General features: G+C 40.9%; 25 protein-coding genes and 1 tRNA gene. 16 read left to right on the forward strand and 10 right to left on the reverse strand.

Annotated features, from left to right (window positions below; translation table 11 throughout):
- Positions 1-7: 7 nt before the first annotated feature.
- On the reverse strand, positions 8-448 hold the full coding sequence (locus AC04NP_RS16975) for a helix-turn-helix domain-containing protein (protein ID WP_482861032.1): 441 nt from the start codon (positions 446-448) through the stop codon (positions 8-10).
- 222 nt (positions 449-670) lie between these two features.
- Here AC04NP_RS16975 and AC04NP_RS16980 point away from each other — a divergent pair, with 222 nt between their 5' ends.
- Together AC04NP_RS16980 and AC04NP_RS16985 are read left to right on the forward strand one after the other, a co-directional pair.
- Positions 671-949 (forward strand): hypothetical protein, encoded by a 279-nt coding sequence (locus AC04NP_RS16980; protein ID WP_482861033.1) that lies wholly within the window; start codon positions 671-673, stop codon positions 947-949.
- Positions 946-1,293, forward strand: a complete 348-nt coding sequence (locus AC04NP_RS16985; protein ID WP_482861035.1) for a hypothetical protein — start codon at positions 946-948, stop codon at positions 1,291-1,293. Before AC04NP_RS16980 ends, AC04NP_RS16985 begins: the two co-directional genes overlap by 4 nt.
- A 119-nt stretch (positions 1,294-1,412) precedes the next feature.
- Here AC04NP_RS16985 and AC04NP_RS16990 read toward each other — a convergent pair whose 3' ends face one another.
- Positions 1,413-2,756 (reverse strand): hypothetical protein, encoded by a 1,344-nt coding sequence (locus AC04NP_RS16990; RefSeq protein WP_482861036.1) that lies wholly within the window; start codon positions 2,754-2,756, stop codon positions 1,413-1,415.
- Between the two features lie 486 nt (positions 2,757-3,242).
- On the opposite strand from AC04NP_RS16990, the gene AC04NP_RS16995 reads away from it, so the two are divergent.
- A complete protein-coding gene (locus AC04NP_RS16995) occupies positions 3,243-3,659 on the forward strand; it encodes a DUF6088 family protein (protein ID WP_482861037.1) in 417 nt (138 codons plus the stop codon).
- Complete coding sequence (locus AC04NP_RS17000) at positions 3,640-4,572, forward strand: nucleotidyl transferase AbiEii/AbiGii toxin family protein (RefSeq protein ID WP_482861039.1); 933 nt, start codon at positions 3,640-3,642, stop codon at positions 4,570-4,572. The genes AC04NP_RS16995 and AC04NP_RS17000 overlap by 20 nt, the downstream gene beginning before the upstream one ends.
- A gap of 80 nt (positions 4,573-4,652) precedes the next feature.
- Here the strand turns inward: AC04NP_RS17000 and AC04NP_RS17005 are convergent, their stop codons facing one another.
- Positions 4,653-5,363 (reverse strand): hypothetical protein, encoded by a 711-nt coding sequence (locus tag AC04NP_RS17005; RefSeq protein WP_482861040.1) that lies wholly within the window; start codon positions 5,361-5,363, stop codon positions 4,653-4,655.
- Positions 5,364-5,505: 142 nt separating this feature from the next.
- Between AC04NP_RS17005 and AC04NP_RS17010 the strand changes: the two genes are divergently transcribed.
- The 3 genes from AC04NP_RS17010 to AC04NP_RS17020 all read left to right on the forward strand — a co-directional run bounded on the left by AC04NP_RS17010 (position 5,506) and on the right by AC04NP_RS17020 (position 10,616).
- The gene (locus AC04NP_RS17010; RefSeq protein ID WP_482861041.1) at positions 5,506-7,125 is read left to right on the forward strand and encodes a hypothetical protein; all 1,620 of its coding nucleotides are present in this window, start codon (positions 5,506-5,508) and stop codon (positions 7,123-7,125) included.
- A 226-nt stretch (positions 7,126-7,351) separates the two neighbouring features.
- Positions 7,352-9,091, forward strand: coding sequence for an AAA family ATPase (locus AC04NP_RS17015; RefSeq protein WP_482861042.1), 1,740 nt, complete (start codon positions 7,352-7,354; stop codon positions 9,089-9,091).
- Between the two features lie 448 nt (positions 9,092-9,539).
- The gene (locus tag AC04NP_RS17020) at positions 9,540-10,616 is read left to right on the forward strand and encodes a hypothetical protein (protein ID WP_482861044.1); all 1,077 of its coding nucleotides are present in this window, start codon (positions 9,540-9,542) and stop codon (positions 10,614-10,616) included.
- A gap of 542 nt (positions 10,617-11,158) precedes the next feature.
- Here AC04NP_RS17020 and AC04NP_RS17025 read toward each other — a convergent pair.
- The 3 genes from AC04NP_RS17025 to AC04NP_RS17035 form a co-directional block, all read right to left on the reverse strand.
- Positions 11,159-11,233, reverse strand: a tRNA-Val gene (locus AC04NP_RS17025).
- A gap of 153 nt (positions 11,234-11,386) precedes the next feature.
- The gene (locus AC04NP_RS17030) at positions 11,387-12,169 is read right to left on the reverse strand and encodes an SDR family NAD(P)-dependent oxidoreductase (protein ID WP_482861045.1); all 783 of its coding nucleotides are present in this window, start codon (positions 12,167-12,169) and stop codon (positions 11,387-11,389) included.
- A gap of 136 nt (positions 12,170-12,305) precedes the next feature.
- The gene (locus tag AC04NP_RS17035) at positions 12,306-13,016 is read right to left on the reverse strand and encodes a DUF2652 domain-containing protein (protein ID WP_482861046.1); all 711 of its coding nucleotides are present in this window, start codon (positions 13,014-13,016) and stop codon (positions 12,306-12,308) included.
- A 199-nt stretch (positions 13,017-13,215) separates the two neighbouring features.
- Here AC04NP_RS17035 and AC04NP_RS17040 point away from each other — a divergent pair, with 199 nt between their 5' ends.
- Positions 13,216-14,529, forward strand: a complete 1,314-nt coding sequence (locus AC04NP_RS17040) for an MFS transporter (RefSeq protein ID WP_482861047.1) — start codon at positions 13,216-13,218, stop codon at positions 14,527-14,529.
- On the opposite strand, the gene AC04NP_RS17045 is transcribed toward AC04NP_RS17040, so the two are convergent.
- A complete protein-coding gene (locus AC04NP_RS17045) occupies positions 14,526-14,696 on the reverse strand; it encodes a hypothetical protein (protein WP_482861048.1) in 171 nt (56 codons plus the stop codon). The genes AC04NP_RS17040 and AC04NP_RS17045 overlap by 4 nt on opposite strands.
- A 228-nt stretch (positions 14,697-14,924) precedes the next feature.
- On the opposite strand from AC04NP_RS17045, the gene AC04NP_RS17050 reads away from it, so the two are divergent.
- The 5 genes from AC04NP_RS17050 to AC04NP_RS17070 all read left to right on the forward strand — a co-directional run bounded on the left by AC04NP_RS17050 (position 14,925) and on the right by AC04NP_RS17070 (position 17,818).
- Positions 14,925-15,065, forward strand: a complete 141-nt coding sequence (locus AC04NP_RS17050) for a hypothetical protein (RefSeq protein ID WP_482861050.1) — start codon at positions 14,925-14,927, stop codon at positions 15,063-15,065.
- Positions 15,066-15,103: 38 nt separating this feature from the next.
- Positions 15,104-15,733, forward strand: coding sequence for a Crp/Fnr family transcriptional regulator (locus tag AC04NP_RS17055; protein WP_482861051.1), 630 nt, complete (start codon positions 15,104-15,106; stop codon positions 15,731-15,733).
- A gap of 5 nt (positions 15,734-15,738) precedes the next feature.
- Entirely contained in the window at positions 15,739-16,173 is a 435-nt protein-coding gene (locus AC04NP_RS17060) for an SRPBCC family protein (RefSeq protein WP_482861052.1), read from the forward strand.
- Positions 16,166-17,137 carry a helix-turn-helix transcriptional regulator gene (locus AC04NP_RS17065; RefSeq protein WP_482861054.1) on the forward strand — a complete coding sequence of 324 codons (972 nt, stop codon included), beginning with the start codon at positions 16,166-16,168 and terminating at the stop codon, positions 17,135-17,137. The genes AC04NP_RS17060 and AC04NP_RS17065 overlap by 8 nt, the downstream gene beginning before the upstream one ends.
- Positions 17,138-17,212: 75 nt before the next feature.
- Positions 17,213-17,818 (forward strand): GyrI-like domain-containing protein, encoded by a 606-nt coding sequence (locus tag AC04NP_RS17070; RefSeq protein WP_482861056.1) that lies wholly within the window; start codon positions 17,213-17,215, stop codon positions 17,816-17,818.
- 529 nt (positions 17,819-18,347) lie between these two features.
- On the opposite strand, the gene AC04NP_RS17075 is transcribed toward AC04NP_RS17070, so the two are convergent.
- The 3 genes from AC04NP_RS17075 to AC04NP_RS17085 are packed head-to-tail and all read right to left on the reverse strand — an operon-like array spanning position 18,348 to position 22,646.
- A complete protein-coding gene (locus AC04NP_RS17075; protein WP_482861057.1) occupies positions 18,348-19,706 on the reverse strand; it encodes an FAD-dependent oxidoreductase in 1,359 nt (452 codons plus the stop codon).
- Positions 19,707-19,755: 49 nt separating this feature from the next.
- Positions 19,756-20,796, reverse strand: coding sequence for a 2-oxoacid:ferredoxin oxidoreductase subunit beta (locus AC04NP_RS17080; RefSeq protein WP_482861058.1), 1,041 nt, complete (start codon positions 20,794-20,796; stop codon positions 19,756-19,758).
- A gap of 11 nt (positions 20,797-20,807) precedes the next feature.
- Positions 20,808-22,646 carry a 2-oxoacid:acceptor oxidoreductase subunit alpha gene (locus AC04NP_RS17085; protein ID WP_482861059.1) on the reverse strand — a complete coding sequence of 613 codons (1,839 nt, stop codon included), beginning with the start codon at positions 22,644-22,646 and terminating at the stop codon, positions 20,808-20,810.
- 268 nt (positions 22,647-22,914) lie between these two features.
- On the opposite strand from AC04NP_RS17085, the gene AC04NP_RS17090 reads away from it, so the two are divergent.
- From AC04NP_RS17090 to AC04NP_RS17100, 3 genes are all read left to right on the forward strand, one after another.
- A complete protein-coding gene (locus AC04NP_RS17090; protein WP_482861060.1) occupies positions 22,915-23,682 on the forward strand; it encodes an AraC family transcriptional regulator in 768 nt (255 codons plus the stop codon).
- 61 nt (positions 23,683-23,743) lie between these two features.
- Complete coding sequence (locus AC04NP_RS17095; protein ID WP_482861061.1) at positions 23,744-24,133, forward strand: VOC family protein; 390 nt, start codon at positions 23,744-23,746, stop codon at positions 24,131-24,133.
- Between the two features lie 251 nt (positions 24,134-24,384).
- Positions 24,385-24,825, forward strand: coding sequence for a hemerythrin domain-containing protein (locus tag AC04NP_RS17100; protein WP_482861062.1), 441 nt, complete (start codon positions 24,385-24,387; stop codon positions 24,823-24,825).
- The last annotated feature ends 142 nt before the right edge of the window (positions 24,826-24,967 follow it).

Genomic DNA, 24,967 nt, shown 5'->3' on the forward strand with positions numbered 1-24,967 from the left:
TTGAAAATTACTTCTTCTCCCCCAAGAGCTTTTCCAACAAAGCTATTCTTTTCCGCTCGCTTTCCAGAAGTGCTTCATACAATTTTTTGTTTTCTTCTATGGCTTCTGCCCATTTATCAATTGGATTAAAAGTACAATAGTTTTGTACTTCTGTTCCTACGTTAACATTGGAAGCCCCTTGATTTGCACCTTCATAGTTATGTTGAATATTGTAGACTACCGTTTCCTCATCAAAGTTCTTTATGGCTTCCGGTCTAACACCTAAGGCATTGGCCACCTTTTCCAGCATGGCTTCTTCTATCTCCTCACTCTGCTCAATTTTAGAAACAGTCTGCTGGCTCAATCCTAATTTATCAGCTACAACATCCTGCTTGATACCAAGCATCTCGCGCATGCGACCAATCTTTCTTCCCATATGCTTTACCTGAGGTTTAGTTTTATGTTCCATAAGCCAAATATATTGATTTCTAAAAATGTCTCAAAACTGTATAGTATTCCACAATTTGGATTGGTAATCTACCACTTTATCTGGTAGGATACAACATACTTTCTGCTCTCCTTAGACACAAAAAACAAGGCTTGGAGTGCCACACTCGCTGAAATTGTATTTTACTGCGATCCGGTCTACCACAGCCAATAAAAACTATTATCACCAATAAATATCAAAGTTATGATTGTGTATAATGAGAAAAAAAACCTGTTAAAAATCATCATCCCCTTATCTGGTGTCGAAGAATTAGAAGGCTACCAAGACGGAGTTTTAGAGGTTCTAAGGAAAATTGATATTGAAGATTGTGATCCGGAATTAATAAGGCATGTCATGTCTGTTTACAAGTTATTGGGTCATATCATGCTGGATGAGAAATTTTTCTTCAAAAACAACAAATCGTCTTCCGACCATAAAGATTCAGCAGTTAGGAGTACCAAACGAAAAACCAAAAAATCATGAAAATCAAACTCCCTGAAAATCAGCTATTGGCCAGCCTTCCACCAAAAGTTGAACTAGCCATATTCCTGATTAAAGAAGAATTGAAAAATGTGAAATTCATTAATGACCTGCAAGCAGCAGGAACCGATGCAAGCATTGGTATCCTTGATCTAAGTCCATTAATATCAGCTATCGTAGGTTTTAAAGGTAACCAAACTGATGAATTTAACGAATGGTACTTTGATCGTCAAACAAGACTGGCTTCATACTTCGATCCCGAAAATGAGAAGGAGCTCCTGGAACAAGCCTTCAACTTTTATGTGGATTTGGAAGTGAAGAAACGTGAATGGTTACAAAATGGCTAATTAGCGCATATTCTGGTTTTGATGGCAATCATTTGAAATTCCAGAAATTTCTTCTTAGACCGCCGTATTCCTGTTTACTGAAACCGTTTACGGCTGTTTACAGGTTTGTAAACACGATATTAACTAGACCCGGGGTCTATGTAAACACCGTGTAAACTTTTCTGTAAACAGACATAATAAGCATCCAACAAAGCTTGGTCTTTATATTGTCTCAACCTTTTCTCATGGATTCTAAATAGTTGAATTCGGGATTTACTTTTGAATCGGCCTTTGCCAAGCTTGTGCAGGCTAAGTTCATGTTTAGCTTGTTGCAGGGTGAGTTGGTTACGAACTTCCACCTTTAGGGTTTCCTGTCGGAGATACCACTCCCAGGTCTTTTTGAAGCCATTCCGATTATTGTGCGGATGAAAGTAAAGATGTGGCTTAGGTATCCAGTGTAAACAGTTCCTGGACAGCCATTTGGCCACCATATCTACACGGGTAATGGCACTTTCGTGGAATTTCAGCCATTCTTTTTCGCTGGTTTTCAGCCTAAACTTTCCATAAACAGACTCCCAAATCAGGTTTAGTACCTCCCGCTCTTCCGGATCACTCAGGATGATGTCAGGGTATAGCATATCCCTGGTGTATTCCCAAAACTTCCTCACCAGTGAAAGTAAAAAAAGGTGCCCCTCCTCGCCAGAAATCTGTTCATATTTTTTCTTCGGAACCTGTTCCTGCTTTTTGGCAGAATCCTTTTCTGAATTTTTTACTGAACTTTTTTCTTTAGACAAAGCAGGGGCAACACTTTTCTGGATGTTCTTGCAAGGTTCATGTCCTGTTCCTGCGGCCTCGCCTGTGTCGGGAGGACGTGAGGGAGGAACAGCAGGCAGGTCACCACCGTGAGCGGCTGAGCGAACGCCGCTTTTTTCTTTCACTTTTTCGAGACCCAATAACTTATCCACATTGCTATTAATATTATAATGTTCATGTTGTTCATGAACTAAAGGGGGAATTTTTTTCGTTTCTGGTAAAAAAATAGCCGGTAGGTGACTGATTTTCAACATACCCTCTCCTAAGTCTGTGCATAACTCAACTTGACCGAATATGGCTTTGTTTATCCATATTTCTACACCTTCGGCTCCCTTATGTTTTTCATCCACGATGAATCCGGCTTGTCTCAACCTCTCCTTATGATTGAGAATAGTTCGCTTAGTACAGCCTTTGCAGGTAGCCAGGCTGGTATTATAAGTTCGGAAGCCAGGAAGGTTTTGTGGATCTATATTGTCAATCCAGGAGGCATTGTTAAGCTGTTTCAGATAAAGTCGAACGATTAGTTCGGCTGTAGCCCGGTGATTGGCATTGAGTTTATCGGTGAGTTTGCTTTGAGTGGCGTTATATTGGTCGATAAAGCTTTTGGTCCTGGAAAAGGTTTCACTAAAATCAAAGTAAGGTCTGACTTCAGGCATATCCTGGTTACTCATGATCGTTAATTTTAGAAATTCTTCCTATTTTCTACTAAATGAAAGTTATTTGATTTAAGAATCAACAGTGGCTGGCAAGTCTTGTTTATTACATGCTATTTCGGTGAAAAAAAGGTTTATTTTGGGTTTTAAAGGGTTTTTATGTCATTTCCTGGCAAAGTTTGGCTCTTCAATCTTTAACGGTTTTTAATGAACCCAAACTACCGAAGTCTGTAATAAGATATGCAAGCCTAAGAGAGGAAATGGAAACATGGAGTATACTGGTAATGTGGTGTACCAATGAATGCTGTGAGATAAGAAGGCAAAATAGATTTTGGATTCATAATAAGGTCTGGTTACAATGATATTTGATATTCATTTAATATTTATATAATGTGTTTTTGATATTTAAAATATTGATAATCAAATAATTATTAATATTTTATTTCTTGCATAAATGTCGTATATTTGTAGATATATATGTCGTAAAATTGCAAGATAACAGATATGCCGATTAAACAGACTTTAGAAGGAAAAATGCGCTATCGTATTAGACGTGGGCGGGATTCTGTCTATATTCCCTCTGACTTTTTCGATTTATCAGACCGGGACCAGGTGGGGCGTGTGCTACGCCAGTTCATCGAAAAAGGAATGCTGATCAAACTAGGACAGGGCATCTATGCCCGTGCCAAGCTATCTTCTCTGACTGGGAAACCGGTTCCGGAAAAAGACCTACGGTCGTTGGCACTAGAAGCGTTAAAAAAACTGGGCATAAAAACCGCTCCTTCCTCCCAGGAACAAGCCTATAACAGAGGCCAGTCTACACAGGTTCCAACGGGTCGTGTGATTGGTGTAAGGGATCGCATTTCCAGAACAATCGGCTATAACGGCAGGTTTATCAAATATGAGCGGATCACCAGGTAAGGACATTATTCAGGATATTGCCATAGAGTTGGGAGTTGATCCTTCCTTTGTAGAAAAAGATTGGTATGCGGTAAAAGCTCTAACCTGTATCGCAGCTATTAAGGAACCTGGGATTCAACCAATTTTTTCCGGTGGTACCAGCCTGTCCAAAGGATACGGCCTGATTCAGCGATTTTCTGAGGATTTGGACTTCAAGGTAACATCTGAAATGGAGTTAACTAGAGATCAATGCCGTTCTTACCGTGATGCAATCATAGAGGCAGTTGATTCGGTCGATGATTTCACGGTAGACCGAAAAAGCCTGATAAAGGGAGATAGAAGCCGCTTCTTTGGGTTTAATATAGCATATCCTCAACATTTTCTGTTGGGAGGTGCTTTGCGGCCTATGCTCAAACTGGAGATGCGGGTTCAAAGTGTTTCACTGGAAACAGAGCACAAGGGTGTAACTTCATTTGTAGCACAATTTACCAGACAACCCGCCGAAACCTCCGTTGATTGTGTTTCACCAGTAGAAACGGCGGGTGATAAAATCAGTGCATTGCTTTGGCGGATTGATGCCAAAGACAGAGAGCAACCATTAGGATCTCCACAAAATGACCCAACCACCATGCGCCACCTGCACGATTTATGTGCGTTGCAACCCATTGCCCTTGCAGATCCACGTTTGCTTGAAACGCTTACCGAAGCGTTCAGTCTGGATCAAGGGCGCGGTGGTTCTTCACAGCATGTAAACATACAAGAAATGGCACAACGAGCACTCAACCGGTTGCAGACCGATCCCGAATATGAAAAGGAATATAGCGATTTTGTCGATGCGATGTCGTATGCGCCGGATGCCGAGAAAATAGGCTTTCAGGCAGCCCTTGATGCGTTTAAAGACTATGTGGTGCTGATTGCCAAGTTACAGGATTAACAGGTAGTAGGAGTGAGGCAAAAAGGGACGGATTTCCTGTGTATCTTGTGGAAGTAATTTACAATCTTTATCGATGCATTTTAAGACATATCCCCACTATATCTTATTTGCGGGTTTTCATCCAGGTCAACCTTACCCTGAACTGAAATATGAAGCCTTTGATAGTATTCAGCATGATTAGTCGTTCTAAAAGCAATCTGATATACTTTATCCTCAGTAAAACGTGCTTCTAATGGAATTGCTATAGTTTCAGTTTCCTCGCCATCAAGCACCCATTTCGGCTGTTCAATCACTATTGTCGAACTCGCATAAGGTAAGTTAGGTAGGTCAGATGAGTCGACCTCTGTCAATTCTATAATCATTAATGTGGCACCGTCTACCTTAAATGCCACCTTTGCAGAATTTTCAGCATTTATATACCCTTTTATTAGCCTCAGGCAAGGGATTATTTTATCATGATAGGCCCTCTTGGTAATCTCAACCAATTCCTTTTGGGCGGTGGCCGATCGCGCTAGTTCTTTTCTATTTTCTTCTATTTCTTGTCTTTGTAATCTCAGTTCCTGAGTCTGGAGCAGAGATGTATAGATCAACAAGGCAAACGCCAAGGCGGAAAATAATGCGTTTACCATGCCAAAGCTATCACCGATTTGACCAGGTTCTTTCGCAATGCTTAAGACAACGAATGTTATAGCCCACACTAGGACAACAGAGAGAATTGCAACAAGCAATATCCTTGTGGTATGATACTCTTTTTTACTACCTTCCGTCTTTCTTAAAAAATAGTTTTTCATAGGTAGAGCTCATTTCAATGGTTTCAACATCTGTTAACAACCAAAAGTGGAACTAAAATTAATGAAGCTACTTAGCTTTAACAACTGCAAATGTGTGTGTCTTCATTCCAAGGAATAAAGCAATTATAGTTATTTTTGCTTTATGGTAAAAAAAGTATTCGTAAAACGAAACGAATTCCCATTGCATGCAAAAAGCCTGGGTGCACCTCTGTTGGCTTATATACTAGGACTAACTGAGATTGAGGTAGAAAGACTCTTACAGGAAGGAGCTGAGCTTGATATATCTCGCTTTGAAAAAATACGTGTACTTGACCAGATTATGCTGCAGGCTAAACAGGGCCGAATTTACGATCATGAACTTTCTTGGAATGAATTAGTCCGTCTTCCCGATATTCGGTATCAAGACGGAACTATTCCTTTTAATAAAATCCGGTCCGATTTAGTCGGAGAACATAGTCCAAGAGTGATCCAGGATCCAGTAATGAAGATCCTTGGAAAGTATTGTGAAGATAGTTTTCCTTTTTGCCTGCTCCCACCTAATACACCTGATCATGTTTACGGAATTCATTTTCCGCACTTCCATAAAACACCACTTAGTGAGCAACTATTTGAGACAATTCTTCAGGATGAATCACTGTCTAAGCTTTTCTCTACAATTGGTCAGAATGAGATGGATACGCGTGGTACATACTACTCTTCTCTTGGGGAGAGTAGAAGTGTTAGTTTAGCCAGCTTTCCTAATAGTCTGTTGCAAAGTGCCCATATATTAATGAGAATCAACGGCGCAGTTAGCCTGACCGCTTTTCAAGATGCTATGGAACAGATATTGGGATTCCTGCGAAAGGCTTTGAATGGCCAACTTGTAAAGGTACCAGCCATTTTTTGTTTTGATGGAATTGGATTTCCGGATGGTGTGGAGATTGCTATTAAAGAAAGTATTTTACAAGGAATATCTAAAAACGTTCTACAAATATTGCCCAGGCACGGTAGGCCGCCTGAGGGCCCTAATCAAAGATCTTTTGGTAGCATCTACAAGACTGAAGTAGATTTTCAAATTCATCTTGTCCCTTCGGATGCACCAGAAAGAGTCACGGGAGAAACTTGGCCTATTCAAATAGCTAAACATGTTATTGACAGAAATGCAATGGACAAAATTTCACTGATTTTAGCTTTGGCAAGTGACAAGACGCCCGCAATATCGGCACGTCAGACCTCATGGGTAGTTGCCAACCCCTTGAGTTTCACAAGTGCCAGCTGGAGTAATAAATCCAATGGAATTACAGAACGTGTATTTTTATCAAATGAACAAGTTAATAGTGTAAGGCAATGGGCTAAAATTATTGACGCGGTTAACGACAAGCAGATCGAAGTAGCAATTAGACGTTATTTAACAGCAATGGTAGAACGAGAGGATATTGCAGATAGTCTTGTCGATGCTGTAATTGGTTTGGAAAATCTCTTTGGCGACAGATTCGAAATTTCTTTATCCATTGCGACTTGTGTGTCTAAACTCTTAGAAAAGTCCAATGTTGAAAGCAGAAAAGAAATCTTTACTGATGTTAAAAAAATTTACGATGCACGTAGTGCGGTGATTCATGGCAGTAAAAAAAGATTAGAAAAGCTAGATTTACCAACGCTCAGGGGCAAAGCCGTGGAATATTTATCCAATTGTTTAAGAATTTTATATAAAGAGAGAAGTGATCTCATACCGCTAAGTTCCGCAGACAGGGTCAAAGAAATTATCTTAGATATTTCTAATTAAAAACAACTTAATAGTTCAATTGGCTAATTGTCAATTTATAGCAATAAGTTGCCTTATATATTTTCTTTTAAAGTACAGTTTCTAACCTATTATTATATAATTGTAGTTATGGAAAAAACGGTTTTGTTGGTGCAGCTAGGGATTTTTGGATTATATTTATCTTTTTATTGTGTCCGCAAAATATGAAAGGATTTCCTTTCTGGTAATTGCGTATTTTACAGAGGCCATGAATATTAAATTTACTGAGAATTTTAAATCTATTACTCCTTTTGAATGGCCTAATATACCTAAGTTTGTGGTAATAACTGGTCCAAATGGCACGGGAAAATCGCAGTTATTGGAGCTAATTTATAATACGATAACCAATAAAGAAGGAACTACGGAACGAGTAGTAATTATCGGTGATGTAGTTACCGCTAGTGAAGTCACTTATTTGAAGGGGGAATGGCAACTTCAAAATACTAATCACGTAGATTTATCGACGTTACAACAACAGATGAATACCAGTTTTAGCCAGTTTCAAAACCCTAGTGCCGTGCGAAGGGTTTCAGAACAGCAAATAATACAATATGCAACGTATCAAGATGTTCAAAGAAAAGCTGGGAAGACTAATAAAAAAGATGTTACACTAGATGAATTTCGTAAATATTTCCCTGAAGTGTACTATGACCATAGCAGCCAGATTAGTCTAAAAATTGGGGAAATTTTCTATAACTACCGGTTGTCTGAAATTGAGCTCAAGGCCGAAGGCAAGGATACTAACCAGATTAAATCGGAAATTGGTGAAAAGCCCTGGACAGTTTTAAGAGATATATTAAGGCAGGCAAAATTACCTTTTGAGATAAATGACCCATCTACCAATGGAATCAAGGACAGTTTTAAGCTGACATTAACCCATACCATTCTTAACAAGGAGGTGCCTTTTAGTGACTTATCCTCTGGTGAGAAAGTTCTCATTTCTACTATGTTCTATTTGTATAATTCACAGGAGAAAAATGTCTTCCCAAAGTTCTTGCTTTTGGATGAACCAGATGCTCATCTGCACCCTTCGATGTGTCAACAGTTCTTAAACGTAGTTAAAAATGTTTTGGTTGATAAGTTTGGAGTTCGGGTAATAATGACAACCCATTCTCCTTCTACAATTATGTTGTCGCCAGAGGAATCAATTTTTGAGATGTCCCGCACTGACCCAAGAATAAAAAAGTCTTCTTCAAAGAATCAGGCGGTTTCGTTGTTAACGGCTGGATTAGTTTATGTTGGTGATGGATCAAAGTACTTTCTGGTTGAGGATGAAGATGATGTTAAGTTTTATACACACATTTACAATGTTTTAAAAGTTGATAAACATATTTCCGCCGATATTCCACTTATTTTTATTTCGGCATCAACCAAGGACAGGTCGGGAGGAAAAAGTGTTGTAGAAAACTGGGTTGGGAAACTTCAAAATTCAGGTTTGAATAATATTATCCAGGGACTTATAGATAAAGATGATGGAAATCTACCTGCCGATGGCGTTTTTGTAATCAATCGATATAGTATTGAAAACTATTTAGTTGATCCCATAACTTTGTTTGCTGCTTTAATGGGCAGAGAAGAGAATCCAGTTGTGCCTGGCATTAACCTTAACTATGGAGATGAAAACAAAATAAATCAGTTGCCACAAAAAGATTTGCAGAACATTGCAGATACCATAATCTCCAAGATGGAGGAAGAAATGAAAGTTTTTTTTGAGGACTTTGACTCTGAGAAAGAAACAGTGCGAGTCCCCATAAAATTTTTAAACGGTACCGAATTATTGTATCCAGAATGGCTTATAAAAAGGAGGGGTAAAACAATTCTAAATCAACTATGTAATAAGTTATATAGCAACAAAATAGCGAATTACAATGCACTATTTAATGCTATGAGGAAGGTCAATATGATGCCTTCGGAATGGGTAACAAAATTTGAGGAAATGAAAACCTAAATGATACCATACCATCTTTTCCACCTTGATACTGATTTGATATAGTCAATCATATGAATTCTAAAGCTTAATTATCCTGAGATCGATAGAATAAGGGTTCTTTTCGTTACAAGTTGGTGACCTAAGCACGGCTATATCAGCAATTTCTTAATCCTTTAGATCTCTGATAAACTACACGTTGAGTCATTATCGAACACGAGGTTCCTGATTTTATAATCCAGGTAGCCTTGATAGAAATTGCAAACGATAATTACCTCACCTGTTGGTGTACGGGTGATTAGCAGGTGGTTGCCGCTCTTCGAAAAGCTTAAATCCGCTTGAACATTGAATGCAGTTTAACCGTGAAGTAATTAAAATATCATATAATTGTATGAATCGCCAAGTTGATAAATGTTATTATTGTCAAGTACTCCTTAGATATAGAATGCATTGAACTTTTAAATGGATTATGACTGCTAAACAATTAAAAGGAGCTCTTTTAGAATTTATTATAAAAGAACTACTAATGAATTGTGGGTTTAAACCTGTGATTCCTGATGGCAATTACGTTTATAAACAAGAGGGATCAGGACTTCTCTATATCAATGGAAAGGGAGCTGCCCATGATGCAGATGTATTGATGAGCCCTCCAATGCAATTACCATTTTCTTATCCTTCCAGGTTGCTATTTGAATGCAAGGCTTATGAGCGGAAAGTCGGACTAGATGTTATGAGAGGTGCTCTGGGATTGCAATATGATATTAATGAATTTGAAATTGTTACTGAGCAGTCCATCACTAAAAGAAAAAATAACCGAAGGGCAACTTATTCCATTTCTAATAGGGATAGATATAACTACCAAGTTGGAGTGGCTTCTGTGCATGAATTTTCCAAACCAGCCTTCGAATATGCTGCGAATAATAAGCTCCCTCTGCTATCGACAAGCTGGGTTTTTTCGGAAGATATAAATAATCTATTTGACAGTATAACCAATGAATATCTAAATGGACTCCCCACGGGAATGGGAAGGTTGCTTTATGATTACTTCAAGAGCCGAGACAGAGTTTCTTTTAGTGCACTCCCGGTAGAACTTCAGTTATTCATTGATGATGACAATGTTATTGGTATGATTGTTCATGCCGTTTTTAATCTTCTTGGTGAAAGTCTGGTTGGCTTAAATGAATTTGGTGATCTATTCTTCTTATTTGGAGCTGAAGCAACCTTCCTGTTAACAGAATCTCCTGATACCAATGTTTATAAAGCACGAATTCACTACTGGCCTGATGAACCAAATACCTGGTACTTAAATATTGGAAGAGATGGTTTTGCTTCAGAGGACAGAAACCGGCACTTCAAATTTCATCTCCCTGAAAGATTAATGAATGAATGGGCTGAGTCTAGCCATGATAGAGTAGAAGCCCTGAAAATCAAGGAAAGGTTCTTCTCAAGAATTTACATATTTGGAGCAACAACGGCAGAAGCTCCCATACCATTTAGAATACTGGAAATAGATCAACCCTGGTTAAGAGGCTTGAGGGGTCGTTAAACTAGTTCCACGGCTGTTGAGTTCTTTTTTCGTGTATAATTATCAATGTAGTAAATAATATTTTTTCACCACTTCATTATCAATTTTCATTTGTCTTAAACCTTTCTTGATTAATTAAAGGCATCTAATCATTTCAAAGCTGAGGAGAAACCAGGGGGTATTAAAGGACAGAAATCGGTAGATGCGACCTGAAATGAGGCTTGCTCTTTTGTTTGGGGGCATAATGGGCATTTTTAATCCAGAGGAAGCCAATTTTTAAGAGAAGACCTCTTGGAAATTTTATTCATAAGATAACCATGATACTATTGTATCATCGCTTTCCAATGAAAGTTCATCGAAATGATCTTCCCGAATCATTCAAAACTCTATCTAATCTTGAAGGAAGTCATTACAACCTAGCAAAAAAACAGCCATTAATGTTTCTTCCAAAAAAAACTGCAAATTTTACTTATTTTTTTATTTTTATTAAAAAACTGTGCACAAAGTGTGCATTATAAAAAAAGAGCTACAAATTAAACTTTGTAACTCCCTGATAATCAGCGTGGGTAATACTGGATTCGAACCAGTGACCCCTAGCTTGTCGAGCTAGTGCTCTAAACCAACTGAGCTAATTACCCATTTGCCAAGAGCCTCAAAGCTACAAAAAACCAGCGCTTGTTACAATTATTTTTCATGTCTGATTATGATAACAATAATTTATGAATGCCCCTATTTATTCCCCATAAATACGCACCGGATAAATGAGCCAGATGATCAAATGATGGGCTTAGTTAGTCCAATACATGACCCCCGGAATGGTTGAGGATGGCACCCGTCATGAATCCTGCGAGGTCGGAGGCGGCCAGTACAGCAACTTCCGCGGTTTCCATACCCGAGGTAAGCCTTCGCAAAGGAACCTGCTCCTCGACTGAAAGCTGCATTTCCTCTCTGCTTAACCCCACATTAGCGCCCATGGCAGCAAAAGTATAGTTAATGGTAGGCGAATCGGTCATGGCCTCGGACCTGATCCCGATCACGCGTACGCCGCCCGGTCCCCATTCGTTGGCAAGTGTCCTCACCAAGGCTTCAGTGCCTGCATGGGATACGGTCAGCGCTGTAGTGAAAGGAGGGAATATCTTGGAAAGTGTCGAAGTGATAAAAATTATAACCCCTCCGTTATTGGCATACATGTGTTTAAAGCCAGCCTTGGCAGTTACAAATTGCGTTCCTGTGGCAGTCTTCATAGGAATTAGTAATTGCTCCAGTGATACCTCCATAGCAGGTCTGCCATGGTTGTATTCTTCCGGATCTGATCCGCTCAGATTGATCGATATATCTATATGTATCCCTTTAGCAGCAATGCCCTTAAGGTATTCGTCTACCTCCGCTTCGCTTAAGGCATCGACTTTGTCAACGCCCTCAGCCCCATGTATTCCTGACATCAAAGCTGTATTTATATCGGAAATAAAAACCCGCGCGCCATGTTCTATAAAGACTTTGGCAACCTGCTTTCCCAGCGTACCACCGGCGCCAAATACAACGGCGGTTTTGTCAATTAATAATTGATTTTTCATTTTGTTTAGATTTAAGTGTTATTGCTTCTTTTTCTCAAATAAAAATCTTTGAATATATCATTGTCACCCTTGTTATTGTTGCCATTTTAGCCTTTTGACTTAGCATTCCTGTCATGTTAAATGTCATTGTGGCCTGCTATCGGCTTACATACATGGGGCATCTGCAAGGCACAGGTTCCTGCCGGTTAATGCTTCCCAGCAAGGGACTCAGTGATGCATAGCTGTATGACACCTCGCCGATATTTTTATAAAAAGTTTTATCCATGCGAAAGTCATCGGCCTTGAATCCATGGCTATCGATAGCCGACACTTCATCACTAAATGAATCCGTTACCAAAACGTATTCTTTTTCCTCAACAGCGTTTTTCAATAGTTTATGGGCTACAATCATATCAAATCCATGCGGCTTACGGTACTGTTTTACATTGGTAAAACCCAATCTGCCCCGGTGAATGATTATCTTAAGGGAAAGATCGACCGGGGTTTTCTTCGAACCACAGTGACATGCCCCTTCAGTGTTGTATTTTTTTAGGTGATGGTGGAAATTCTCAAACATTTGTTTTGCCTGAAGGAACAAAAGGTCCAGAGAAGGCACTTCTGCATATTTATAAAATAAAACAGCATCCCCTTCCAATTCGGAAATGTCAAGCCCAAGATGATTAGCGTCAATCAGGATTTCCAGTAGTTCCGATATGACATGTTGACTATGCCTCACATCCGTGCATTGAACAAACCTTGTAAATCCGGTGATATCGGGTATAAATATCAGCGAAGACTCAGACTCCGCAAATCTGTTTTCATGTAGCGATGGGTCATTAACGGATGCTATTCTTTCGAGTGCAAGCATTTGTTGTTTGTTCAGGTTTTTCCTCTTTACCCTAGTAACAGTTTGATCTTAAAATAATGGACATTATTTGCTTATTTTTTTTCTTTTCCGGACTCACACCCCTTGGAAGATGAAAATTTCTTATCTTCATGCATCTGAAACGGTTCGTTTTAAACATATCCACCTTAAACGCTGTTCTGTACGAAAAGCCTGAAAAGTAGTGGTGCAACCTTCTAAGTCGATCTCCCTGCTACCCGTTTTGTCGGTGAATTTCATCGGTATGCTTGGCTATAGCATCATTATGCCCTTTCTGGTTTTTCTTGTAGACAGATTTGGTGGCAACGAATTCATCTATGGTGTATTGGGCTCCATCTATCCGGCATTTCAGTTTTTCGGAGCTCCGGTTTTGGGCCGATGGTCGGATCATGTCGGCCGCAGGAAAGTCTTGCTGTTAAGTCAGGTGGGAACAATGCTGGCGTGGATACTTTTTCTCGTGGCACTTTACCTGCCGGCGCAATCAATTCTGGTAGTTGATTCCGCATCGGTTGGCAACTTTATCATTACTTTGCCACTGGTTTTCCTTTTTCTGGCCAGAGCTTTAGATGGCCTGACCGGAGGCAACGTTTCAGTGGCCAATGCATATCTTTCTGACGTATCGACCGATCAAAACCGCAAAGCAAACTTCGGCAAAATGGCCATGTCTTCAAGCCTGGGATTTATCATAGGCCCTGCCTTGGCCGGAGTGCTTGGCGCTACTGTTTATGGGGAGGTCATCCCGGTACTGGCGGCGGCGTTGATTTCCGCTGTGGCTATTTACCTTATCTGGTTCAAACTTCCCGAATCCAAACCGGGGCTGGTAAATCCTGACACGCGACGTTTCAAAATCAAGAAACTTTTCAGCTTTGAGCACAAGGAGTGTTATAAAATGAAGAAATGTAAGGATACAAGCTTCAGTACAGTTTTTTCAATTAAATACGTGCCTTTTATGTTGGTGATTTATTTTCTGACTTTCCTGGGCTTCAGCTTTTTCTACGCCGCCTTTCCTATGCACGCGCTCAAAAACCTTGGATGGGACTCCCTTCAGCTCGGTATCTTCTTTTCTTTTCTCAGCGGGTTGATGATTTTGGTTCAGGGCCCTTTGCTTAGTTTTTTGTCCCGTAAGTTTTCAGACGCCAGCCTTGTAATCACAGGATGCCTGATGCTGGTCTTCAATTTTTGCCTGATGGCAGGTGGCAATGCTTATCTCATTTATACAGCGGCGTTTTTATTTGCCCTGGGCAATGGGCTGATGTGGCCTTCCTATCTTTCCATCTTGTCTAAACTGGGTGGGGAAAAACAACAAGGCTCCGTGCAGGGAGTGGCAAACAGCTCAGGAAGCCTGGCAAGTATCATCGGACTTATATCGGGCGGTTATTTATACGGAGAAACGGGCAGCTTTACCTTTCTATTCACAGCAGGCATGCTACTTATAGTTTTGCTCTTATCATTCCGAATGCCTTTCATAGAGTCAAAAGTCACCCCGGCGCAAAGTTAAAACAGCAACAGAATTAAAACTGTTGCTGTCCTCTTACACGGTTGCGCCTGTATTGTTGCGCCCAACCGAAAGGCCAGATCACTGACAGAAAGGGACATAAGGTTTTGTGCCATAACCGGCACAAGCAGTACGATGGAAAATGCTGAGATTAAAACTGTCTTTTTCATAATAGCTAATCTTTATTGTTAAAAATTATTTGCGAAAGTAAAAGTGATAATTAACCACAAAAATCACTGTTAACATTGGCCAAATATTTGTTAAGGATATGTTAAACCTGACAGGTGGCAGGGTGCAGACCTGCTATCCGAAAGAAGGTTTGACAATAAAATAAACCCGCGAAGTTATTTTTGACGTTCAATTGTTTTAAATTGCTTGTAATTCAAAATGCCATCCAAATGAAAAGATATGTGGCTTATCTCCTGATTGTACTTGGAATTGTAATGATTTACTTGTCATATCAGGTTGAAGGACTGCCTCCGGCCATTACCGGGGTGGGATTTGTCGCTATCGGGTTGGTTTTTTTAAAAGAAAAATAGCATAAACGTTTCCCTTTTAATATAAAGTGCATATTTCAATGAACATGGATGTTGCCAATACCCTGAGGAAAGTTGGTTTTGAAGAAAAACTGGTAGAAGAGATTGTTCAGCTTGGCAGGTTGAAAAAAGTAAAAGCACAAAGCACGGTGATCACCCCGGGCACCAAAAACGACGAGATACCTATTGTGCTTTCCGGCCTGCTCATGGTGATGACAAAAGACGAAAACGGAAACGAGCTGTTTTTATACAATCTCGAAGGAGGCCAGACCTGCGCTATGTCCATTACCTGTTGTCTGGAAGGAAAGAAAAATGCCTTTTATGTGATGGTGGAGGAAGATTCAGTGCTTTGGATGGTCCCCATGGCCTACATGGATAGCTGGATACAAAAATATTTTTCATTTCGTAAATTTGTTTTTAGCTCCTACCAGGCCCGGTTTGATGAACTATTGGCTGCCGTCGACAGTATGGCTTTCATGAAAATGGACGAGCGGTTGTATAAATACCTGCTGGACAAAAAACAAGCCACAGGATCATACGTTATTGCCAAAACCCATCAACAAATTGCCAATGAATTAAATACCTCCAGGGTAGTGATCTCCCGTTTGCTTAAACAATTGGAAAGAGAAGAAAAAATCGAACAAAAACGTAACAGGATTGAAATTCTGTAAGCTGTATGAAAGTATTAAAAACAGCCATTGACATCAATGCTTCCAAAGAGAACGTTTGGAATATCCTGGTGAATTTTGATAATTACCCAAAATGGAATCCATTCATCAAATCAATCCGGGGTGATCTGAAAGTCCGGAAAAAACTCGAAGTGATGATTCAACCACCGGGTTCGAAGGTGTTTAAACTAAAACCAAAGGTCACTTCGTATAAACAGTACAAAGAATTTAGCTGGCTGGGCAGTATTTTGATGTACGGACTTTTTGACGGTCATCATATTTTTGAAATTGAGGAAAACGGAAACGGAACCAACAGGCTGATTCATAAGGAGGAATTCAGCGGAATATTGGTGCCGTTGCTGTGGAATCACCTAGAAGCCAAAACCCGGACAGGCTTTGAGTTAATGAATAAAGCGGTGAAAGAATTAGCAGAAAGTGAATAGAATTGACCGTCTTACCGCCATTCTCATTCAACTGCAAAGCAAAAGGTTGATTACCGCTCAGGAGGTAGCAGAAAGATTCGACATAAGCATCCGCACAGTATACCGCGATATCCGCGCCCTGGAAGAAGCAGGGGTGCCTATTGGCGCTGAGGCCGGAAAAGGATACTTTATCATGGAGGGTTATCATCTTCCCCCTGTCATGTTCACCCGTGAAGAAGCCAGTGCTATGCTGCTGGGGAGCAAAATACTGGAAAAGCAATCGGATCAAACTATAAAAGAAAATTTTGATAATGCCCTGCTTAAAATAAAGGCTGTTTTAAAGTTTCAGGAAAAGGATCACCTCGAAAACCTCGAAGATCACATTGCCGTATTGTCTATACCGAAGATGGGAAATACTGATTTCTCCAATAATTTTTTATCGGAAATTCAAAATGCCATAGTCAACAGGGAAACTTTAAAATTTGATTATTTTTCCAATTACAGCGGCCAATTAACCCCCCGGGAAGCGGAACCTTCAGGGCTGTGTCACTATGGGGACCATTGGCATTTAATTGCCTATTGCCGGATGCGAAATGATTTCAGGGATTTCCGTATCGATCGCATTAGCAAGCTGCAACGGAAAAACGAACATTTCACCAAAGACCGTAAAGCCGACTTTCAAAATTTCGTAAAAAAAATGATCCTCGGCTCCCCACTGGAAGAGGCCAAACTGCTTTTTGACAAAGCAGTGGTCAGATATATCGGGCAACAAAAGTATTATCACGGATTTGTTGAAGAAAGGGAACAGGAGGATGGTGTAGAGATGACTTTTATGACCCCTGACCTTAAATATTTTGCCAGGTGGGTCCTGATGTTCGGTTCGGCTGTGAGTGTGGTATCCCCTGAAGCGTTAAATGAGCGCATTGTTTCCTTTGTTGAAGAATTACAACAGCATTATCTTAAATTTTCACAGAAAAAATTTTAAACCGCCTTAGACTACTGACATACTGTTGTCACCTGTGCCCCTGATATTTGGTTAAATCAAAAAAGTTTAAGAAAAATGAATGCATTAAAATTAGATTTAACCAAAACCGACCGGGCTTATTACAAAGCCAAACAAACCCCTTCACTCCAGGAATTCGATGCCTACGATTATTTAACCATCCAGTGCCAAAGCGCACCAGAAGACAAATTGTTTACCAGTGCCATTGAGACTATTTACCCTGTTGCCTATGCTGTCAAATTTATCTGCAAAGACAGGGAAGAGGATTTTGTAGTTCCTAAAATGGAAGGTCAATGGTGGGTAGAGGATAACCGGCCTTTCGAGCAGGTACCCAGACACGAATGGCATTGGAGGTTGCTAATCCGCATGCCCGGGTTCGTAGACAAAACCACTTTTGAAATGGCCATTTCAAATTTAAAAACAAAGGGGAAACCTATCAGGCTGGAAGATGTGAAATTCGAACAAATCAATGAAGGCAAATGTATCCAGATGTTGCATATCGGATCCTATGAAGAAGAACAGGAGACCATTCGGCAGATTTTTCAGAAAATGCGGGAAGAAAACCTGCAGATGAATGGTGATCACCATGAAATCTACCTATCTGATCCCATGAGAACCCCCGCGTGGAAGTTGAAAACGATTATCCGGTATCCGGTTAAGTAATTGGTTTTGTTAACATATCAGGGTTTAAGGGAGGTGTCATACCCATCACCACCGGAAAGTATCATGCCGGAACGCATAAGCTGTCCATACAGATGAACGGCAAAGTTGTGGGAGAAAAATCTTTTGAGCTGATTTTGTGATACTTTGGAAATTCGTCTGTGGCTATTGCACTACGCAAGAATGCGCCTGAATTCTCATCTCATCGGTTAACTTCTTTGTGTCTTGGTGCCTTTCATATAACTAAAGTTCTGTTATTTTCTGTGGATGGGAGCAACGCTGTTGGGAAACTAATATATAAGTAATTTGTAAATTATTGAATATCAAATGTTTATGAATTGGTTATTTTTGTTAGATGTTTGGTCAATTGTCTGACCTTGGGGAACTTTGTGGTGTCCCTTTTTTAACCACAAAGGCACCAAGACACAAAGAATTTTGTCGAAAATGTTGTACAACACCGACTGACGTTCGCGTCACAGAGCGTTTTTTCTTAAATTAACGGCTATAGCATTTAGGGGTGGCCCTCAGTGAATCAATCCAGCATGTCCTCCAGCCGCGTGGGAAGGTTTTTCTCTACCCAGGCCGGATAGTTGCCATCATATCCCACCTTACGTTGCAAAGCTTCGGTTTTTTGAAGGATATCCTCAATTGCTTCTTTCGGCATAAACTTTTTCCTTTCGATGCGATCCACAATCACATTGACCTGATCGCGTATGCCTGACTCCGTTCCCCGCAGCCAGTCCTGATAATCAGCTTCCTGCCAATGGAGATGCTCGTCCATTACCTCCAGGGAAACGGCCTTGCTATGTTTTTGGGACTCCACGATGTTGCCTCTTCCGGTAACCGCATTCCCCAGGGCAAAAACATTATCATATCCTTCCAGTTGGCAGCTTTCATCCTGATTTACCCGGAATACTTGTCCGTTTGCCGGAATTCCTTTAATCATTTCCGGTATACTGCCTATAGAGGAAATAAACAACGGGGCTTTAAATGTTTTCAGGGTATCAGGAATAGGAACTACTTTACCATCAATAATTTCATTTTTTTGAAAGATAAGTCCTGTAAGCCGCTCGTCTTCAATCACTTTTTCTACCGGAGACCAGCATGGTTCAAATTTAAAAAGATACTTTCGAAGGAAATTGTCCAGTATTTTTTGCCTTACAGCCCGGGCCTTAACCAATTGCTCCGGTGAAGTGACAGGCGCAGAAGAAAGCGGCATATCAATGGCCCTGCGGCGGTAAAAAAGTGTGCACCCTTTCAACCCAAGATCCCCGAGGGTAAAATTATGAGTCTCCAGGACTTTATCGATGCCCCTTTCGAGCTTAAACATATTGGTTTTTATGCCTTTTTGTTCCAGGGCTTTTTGTACGGTCTCAATCATGAGAATTTTCACCACATCCAGCGAAGCCAACCCCCCTCCAATCACTGCTGCACCATCTTTTATTTCATGAGAAGGGCCCTGGTAGTCCGGCTCGTGATAATGGTTAAACCAATAAACATAAGGATTTTGATAATAGAGCCCTTTATTAACATAGTCATCGATTCCTGCAACCGGCAATGGACGGTCCCTCCACGCTCCGGTAGCCAGCAAAACTGCCGTAAAACCCCAGTTTTTCGCCACATCCTCAAAATCGACATCCCTGCCGAGCTGAACGCCAGGTACGAAACGTACATTCGGATCGTCAATTTTTTCGTTGATTTTAGCTTCTTCCTTGTCGCGCAGTTTTTCATGCCACTTGGGCAGGCCGTCTTCAATCTTTCCATAGGGCAAAATGTTTTGATCAAACACTACAACACGAAAGCCTCTTTTAGCAAGTTGATGTGCCGCTTCAGAGCCTGCCACAGCTCCGCCAAACACGGCAATAAAATGATGGCCGGAAAGATTCTCCATGGCAAAAAAATAGGTTAAGTGAGTTATTTTAATTGACGCTTAGGTCAGATTACTTTACTTCCCACGTATTCCCACTATGCAATAAAGCCTCTACATTACTAAATTTAGCATTTTCTTTACTTAATTCATACTGCTGCCTGGTCAAATCATCATATGTAGGTGCTTCAACAGCCCGGATGATGCCCAGTGCCATTGGAAAATGGGGGGGTTGCATTTGAATAAGCAGCATGTGCAGCATGATGTCCTCCTCATGCGCATCATGAATTAAAATATCCTCCTCCGTAATTCCATTTTCGCCCAGGGTAACCACCTCCGGCTTAAAGCCATTTAACCGGATACCTTTGTTTTTCTCTTTACCGAAAAGCATGGGCTCACCATGTTCCAGATGCAATTGGAAGTCGTCTTTATTTTCTTTGGCGGTAATGGCGCCGTGGGTTTTATCATTGAAAATAACACAGTTTTGCAATATTTCTATGAGTGAGGTACCCTTGTGTTTTGAGGACTCCACAAAAATCCGCGTCATCAGCTTCGGGTTGGTATCAATCGTTCGCGCAAAAAAAGTTCCACGGGCACCCAATGCCAGCTCTCCGGCACTGAATGGTCTGTCAATACCACCCATGGGAGTGGATTTGGTCTCCAGGCCCAGTTTTGAAGTAGGCGAAAGCTGTCCTTTGGTCAGCCCGTATATTTCATTGTTGAACAATAAAATGTTAATATCGATGTTTCTCCGTATGGCATGAATGAAATGATTGCCACCGATCGCCAGGGAGTCCCCGTCACCGGTAATTTCCCATACACTTAAATCCGGGTTACTCAATTTAACCCCCGAGGCAACAGCAGGTGCTCTTCCATGAATGGTATGGAAACCATAGGTACTCATATAATAGGGAAAACGGGCCGCACAACCGATGCCGGAAATAAATGCAAAATCTTCCTTTTTCAGGCCCAATTGTGGCAGGGCATTTTGCATAGCCGATAAAATTGCATAATCACCGCAACCCGGACACCACCTCACCAACTGATCGCTGGTGAAATCTTTTTTTGTAAGCTGTGGGTTTATGTGAAGCGTTTCTGTTGCATTTATTGCCATCGTTTTCCTGGTTATAAAAGTTCAATAATCTTCTCTTTCAACTCCATTACCGTAAATGGTAATCCCTGTATCTTGTTGTATTGTTCAATTTTGACGTGGGGAAACAAGCTTCGCAGGTAAGCTGCAAATTGCCCCATGTTCAATTCGCACACCAGAAGCTTTTCATATTGGTTGAATATAGCCTCTGTATTTTTGGGCAAGGGGTTAAGATAATTAAAATGGACAAGATCCACCTCTTTACCGGCATGCTGCAGTTGTTTAACTGCCGTAAGCAAAGAGCCATAAGTACTTCCCCATCCTACAACCAGCACCTTACCCGACCCGGAACCGATCACCTTTTGTTCCGGAATAAATTCAGCAACCCTGTTTACTTTCTCCTGCCTGGTCTTAACCATCAATTCATGGTTACCCGGATCATAAGAAACATTGCCGGTAATATTTTCCTTTTCCAAACCTCCGATCCGGTGTTCCATTCCTTCAGTGCCCGGTATAGCCCAGTAACGGGATAATTTATTTTCATCCCGGTGATAAGGCTGGAAGTCCTGACCATTTAATTCCGCATGTGGAATGTTGATTTCAGGTAATTCCGCAAACGACGGTATTTTCCAGGGCTCGGATCCATTGGCTAAGTAACCATCTGACAAAAATATCACCGGGGTCATGTGCTCCACGGTTAGTTTAGCTGCCTGAACGGCAAATGAAAAACAGTTTGAAGGCGTGTTGGGTGCTATAACAATAACCGGGCAATCGCTGTTTCTGCCAAACATGACTAAATTGAAATCAGCCTGTTCGGTTTTAGTAGGCAATCCTGTCGAAGGTCCACCTCTTTGTACATCAATGACTACCAATGGCAATTCCACCATGGCGGCGAGGCCTATGGCTTCGCCTTTTAAAGCGATTCCAGGCCCTGCAGAGGCTGTCACACCCAATGCTCCGGCATAGCTGGCGCCTATGGCTGAACACACGGCGGCTATTTCATCTTCAGCCTGAAATGTGGTCACCCCCAGATTTTTATATTTTGACAATTCATGTAAAATATCAGACGCCGGGGTGATGGGGTAGGAGCCGAAAAACATTTTTTTATCCATCTTCTCTGCTGCCGCCATAAATCCCCACGCCGTAGCCTGATTGCCTGAAATATGCCGGTATTTTCCCGGATTAATTTTTGCCGCAGGCACTTTGTAATTGGAAGGTAAAGCCTCCACTGTTTCTGCATAATAATATCCTGCCCGCAGCGCCTTGGAATTGGCATCGACCAACAGAGGTGCATTTTTAAATTTTTTCTGCAAAAACTCCAGGGTCTGGTCCATCGACCGGTCAAACAACCAATAGGCAATGCCCAGCGCAAACATATTTTTACAACGTACAATACTTTTATTATCGAGGGCAATGCCCTGAAGCGCTGTTTTTGTTAAAGAGGTAATGGGTGCTTCTATTATATGATAAGCCTGCAAGGAGCCATTTTCAAGAGGATTGCTCTCATAACCCGCCCTTTTGAAAGTTCTTTCTTCAAATGAGTCGGAGTCAATGATGATATTTCCCCCTTTTCTGACCCATTGAAGATTGGATTTCAAGGCTGCAGGATTCATGGACACAAGTACGTCAGCCTCATCACCAGGTGTAAAAATATCGATCTTACCAATTTGTACCTGAAATCCGGATACGCCCTCCACAGTACCCTGGGGTGCCCTGATTTCAGCAGGAAAATCCGGGAACGTCGCCAGATCATTACCCAGCAAAGCCGAGGTAAAAGTGAATTGAGACCCTGTCAATTGCATGCCATCCCCGGAGTCACCCGCAAAGCGGATAACAACTTTTTCAAGTTCTACCGATTGTTGTTTGCCAGACATCACAATAAGCTTATTTGTTAGTTTTATCTATAATATACAGAAAATACCTCGATATAGCCTAACAATTACCGGATCAAAATAATTTCTTTATGTGAAATTACTTCATAAAATCCAGAAAACTATCGATTGCTCCATCAATTTTAGTAGAAAATCAAAGATCAATGGTTGTTTATGCACCTCCTAAAGACCCTCCAGCCGTTATTCAATATTTGGTTAAAAGCCTTAAAATTAATTATTTGCACATCTATAAAATAGGTATTAAACAGCAATGAGCTACCTGGAATTACAACCGAACAACAAATTCAGCAATCTCATTGATTGCTACTGGACATCCAAAGAGCCAATATCCGGTGTACACCGGGTGCTGCCTGACGGTTGCGCCGATCTTATTTTTAATTTTGGAGAAGCTGTAATCAATTTTTCTGATAATCAAATCTCCGTCGGCAAAGAGAGCATCGCCGCAGTGGGTATGATGACAACATACAGGGATGTGTTTTCGCAGCATGGTGGTGACTTACTGGGTATCCGATTCAAAAGTGGTTGTCTGAGTTTATTAACCAATGCTTCATTAAGTGCGCTAAAGAACACAACTATTCAGGCAGATGAAATCATACCGGCATTTAATAAAGTTTTCCTGGAAAAGTTGTATCATACCAGTGGCACCGGAAAACGCATAGTTCTGATAGAAAAAATGCTCAGTCACCTTCTCATCAATTCCCAGATAACAAACGATAAGCTGATAAGCTCAGTCACTGATTTAATACTTCAGTCCAAAGGACAAATACGGATCGGGGACATTGCTAACTCGGTCTGCATTGGCCCCAGGCAATTACAAAGACGTTTTGAAACCAGAGTGGGTATCGGCTTAAAAGAATATGCGAGGGTCATCAGGTTTATCAACACCTCAGATACCCTTAAAAACGCTCCGCAAAAAAGCATCCTGGAGATAGCCTTCGAAAATGGCTATTATGATCACGCCCACCTGAGTAATGACTTTATGCACATGGCGGGCTTTTTGCCTTCAACTTTGAGATAATGTCGCTTTTTTACAAAGCATAAGAAAATGGCCTATCTTAACTTTGCCCTAAAAAAATACCATGGAATTACAATCTCTCACACCGAACCTTATGGTTAAAAACGTCAATGAAACACTGAACTTTTACAGGAATATACTGGGTTTTAAACTACTGCAGACAGTTCCGGAAGAAGGCACTTTCGATTGGGGCTTTGTACAAAAAGATGGCGTCTTGATTATGTTTCAAAAAGACAACTCAATACGCGAAGAATATACGGAGCTAAAAAATTATCAGGAAGGGGGAGCGCTAACATTGTATATCAAAGTAAATGACTTACAGGAATGGTATGGGCAAATCAAAGACAAAACCAATGTAATCAAGCCCATGAAAAAAACATTTTACGGGGCCAATGAATTTGCCATTCAGGACTTGAACGGATTCATATTGACATTTTCAGATATCCTGACATAAAGCCAGGGGAAAAAATATGGGCTGACCGCACTTTTAAGCCGGCTCTAAGGTAAAATCAGGTAATCTTAATATTTTGCCTCCTTAGCATAGCTGATAAACCCATGCGCTCAGTGGGTTTTCAATATTTTTTCCGGACTTTACCCGGAGAAGAACACGGGCAAGTAGTGATTTAATTATGATTTTGATTAAATTCACCATTACCAAATGAAAGCCAAAAGATTCTGTGAGCCAAAATTAGCCTCCGTTAACCCATGAAAAGACACGATAGTCTTGTACCACTTTCAAAATTTCACAGAAGTGTGTTATTCCTGGCGCTTGTTGCCAAAAAAAATGCCCCACCGGTTAAAGGATACCCAACTACCCCGGAAGGAAAAAAGGACTACGCCCTGGCCTTTTATAAAAACCGTCTCAATGATCACTTTCAACTGGAAGAGGAAAAACTGCTCCCGGCAGTGCGGGGCAAAGACAAGAGTTTAGATAAACTGGTGGAAGAAATTCTCCTGGAACGCCAAAAATTAAGAAAACTTTTCGACCAACTTCAAAACAGCAATGACCTCGAATTTGATTTGGATAACCTGGGAAAGGCCCTGGAAAAGCACATACGCAGGGAGGAACGGCAATTATTTCAGCAGGTCCAGCAGACACTTACACCTATGGAAATGGATCAACTGCGATTTACGTTGGAGTCATAGTCATACCTGGGCTTCAATTTATAGCAGGAGCTGCTTATGCTTATCCCCCACAAAGTAGCTTTGTAAGGATATTTAAGGGCAACCACGGCCAGCCGGGGAATTGTACGACTGCCCTGAAGAACCCTTGCCATTAAATAACCTT

The organism is Agaribacillus sp. DX54 (assembly GCF_056858335.1).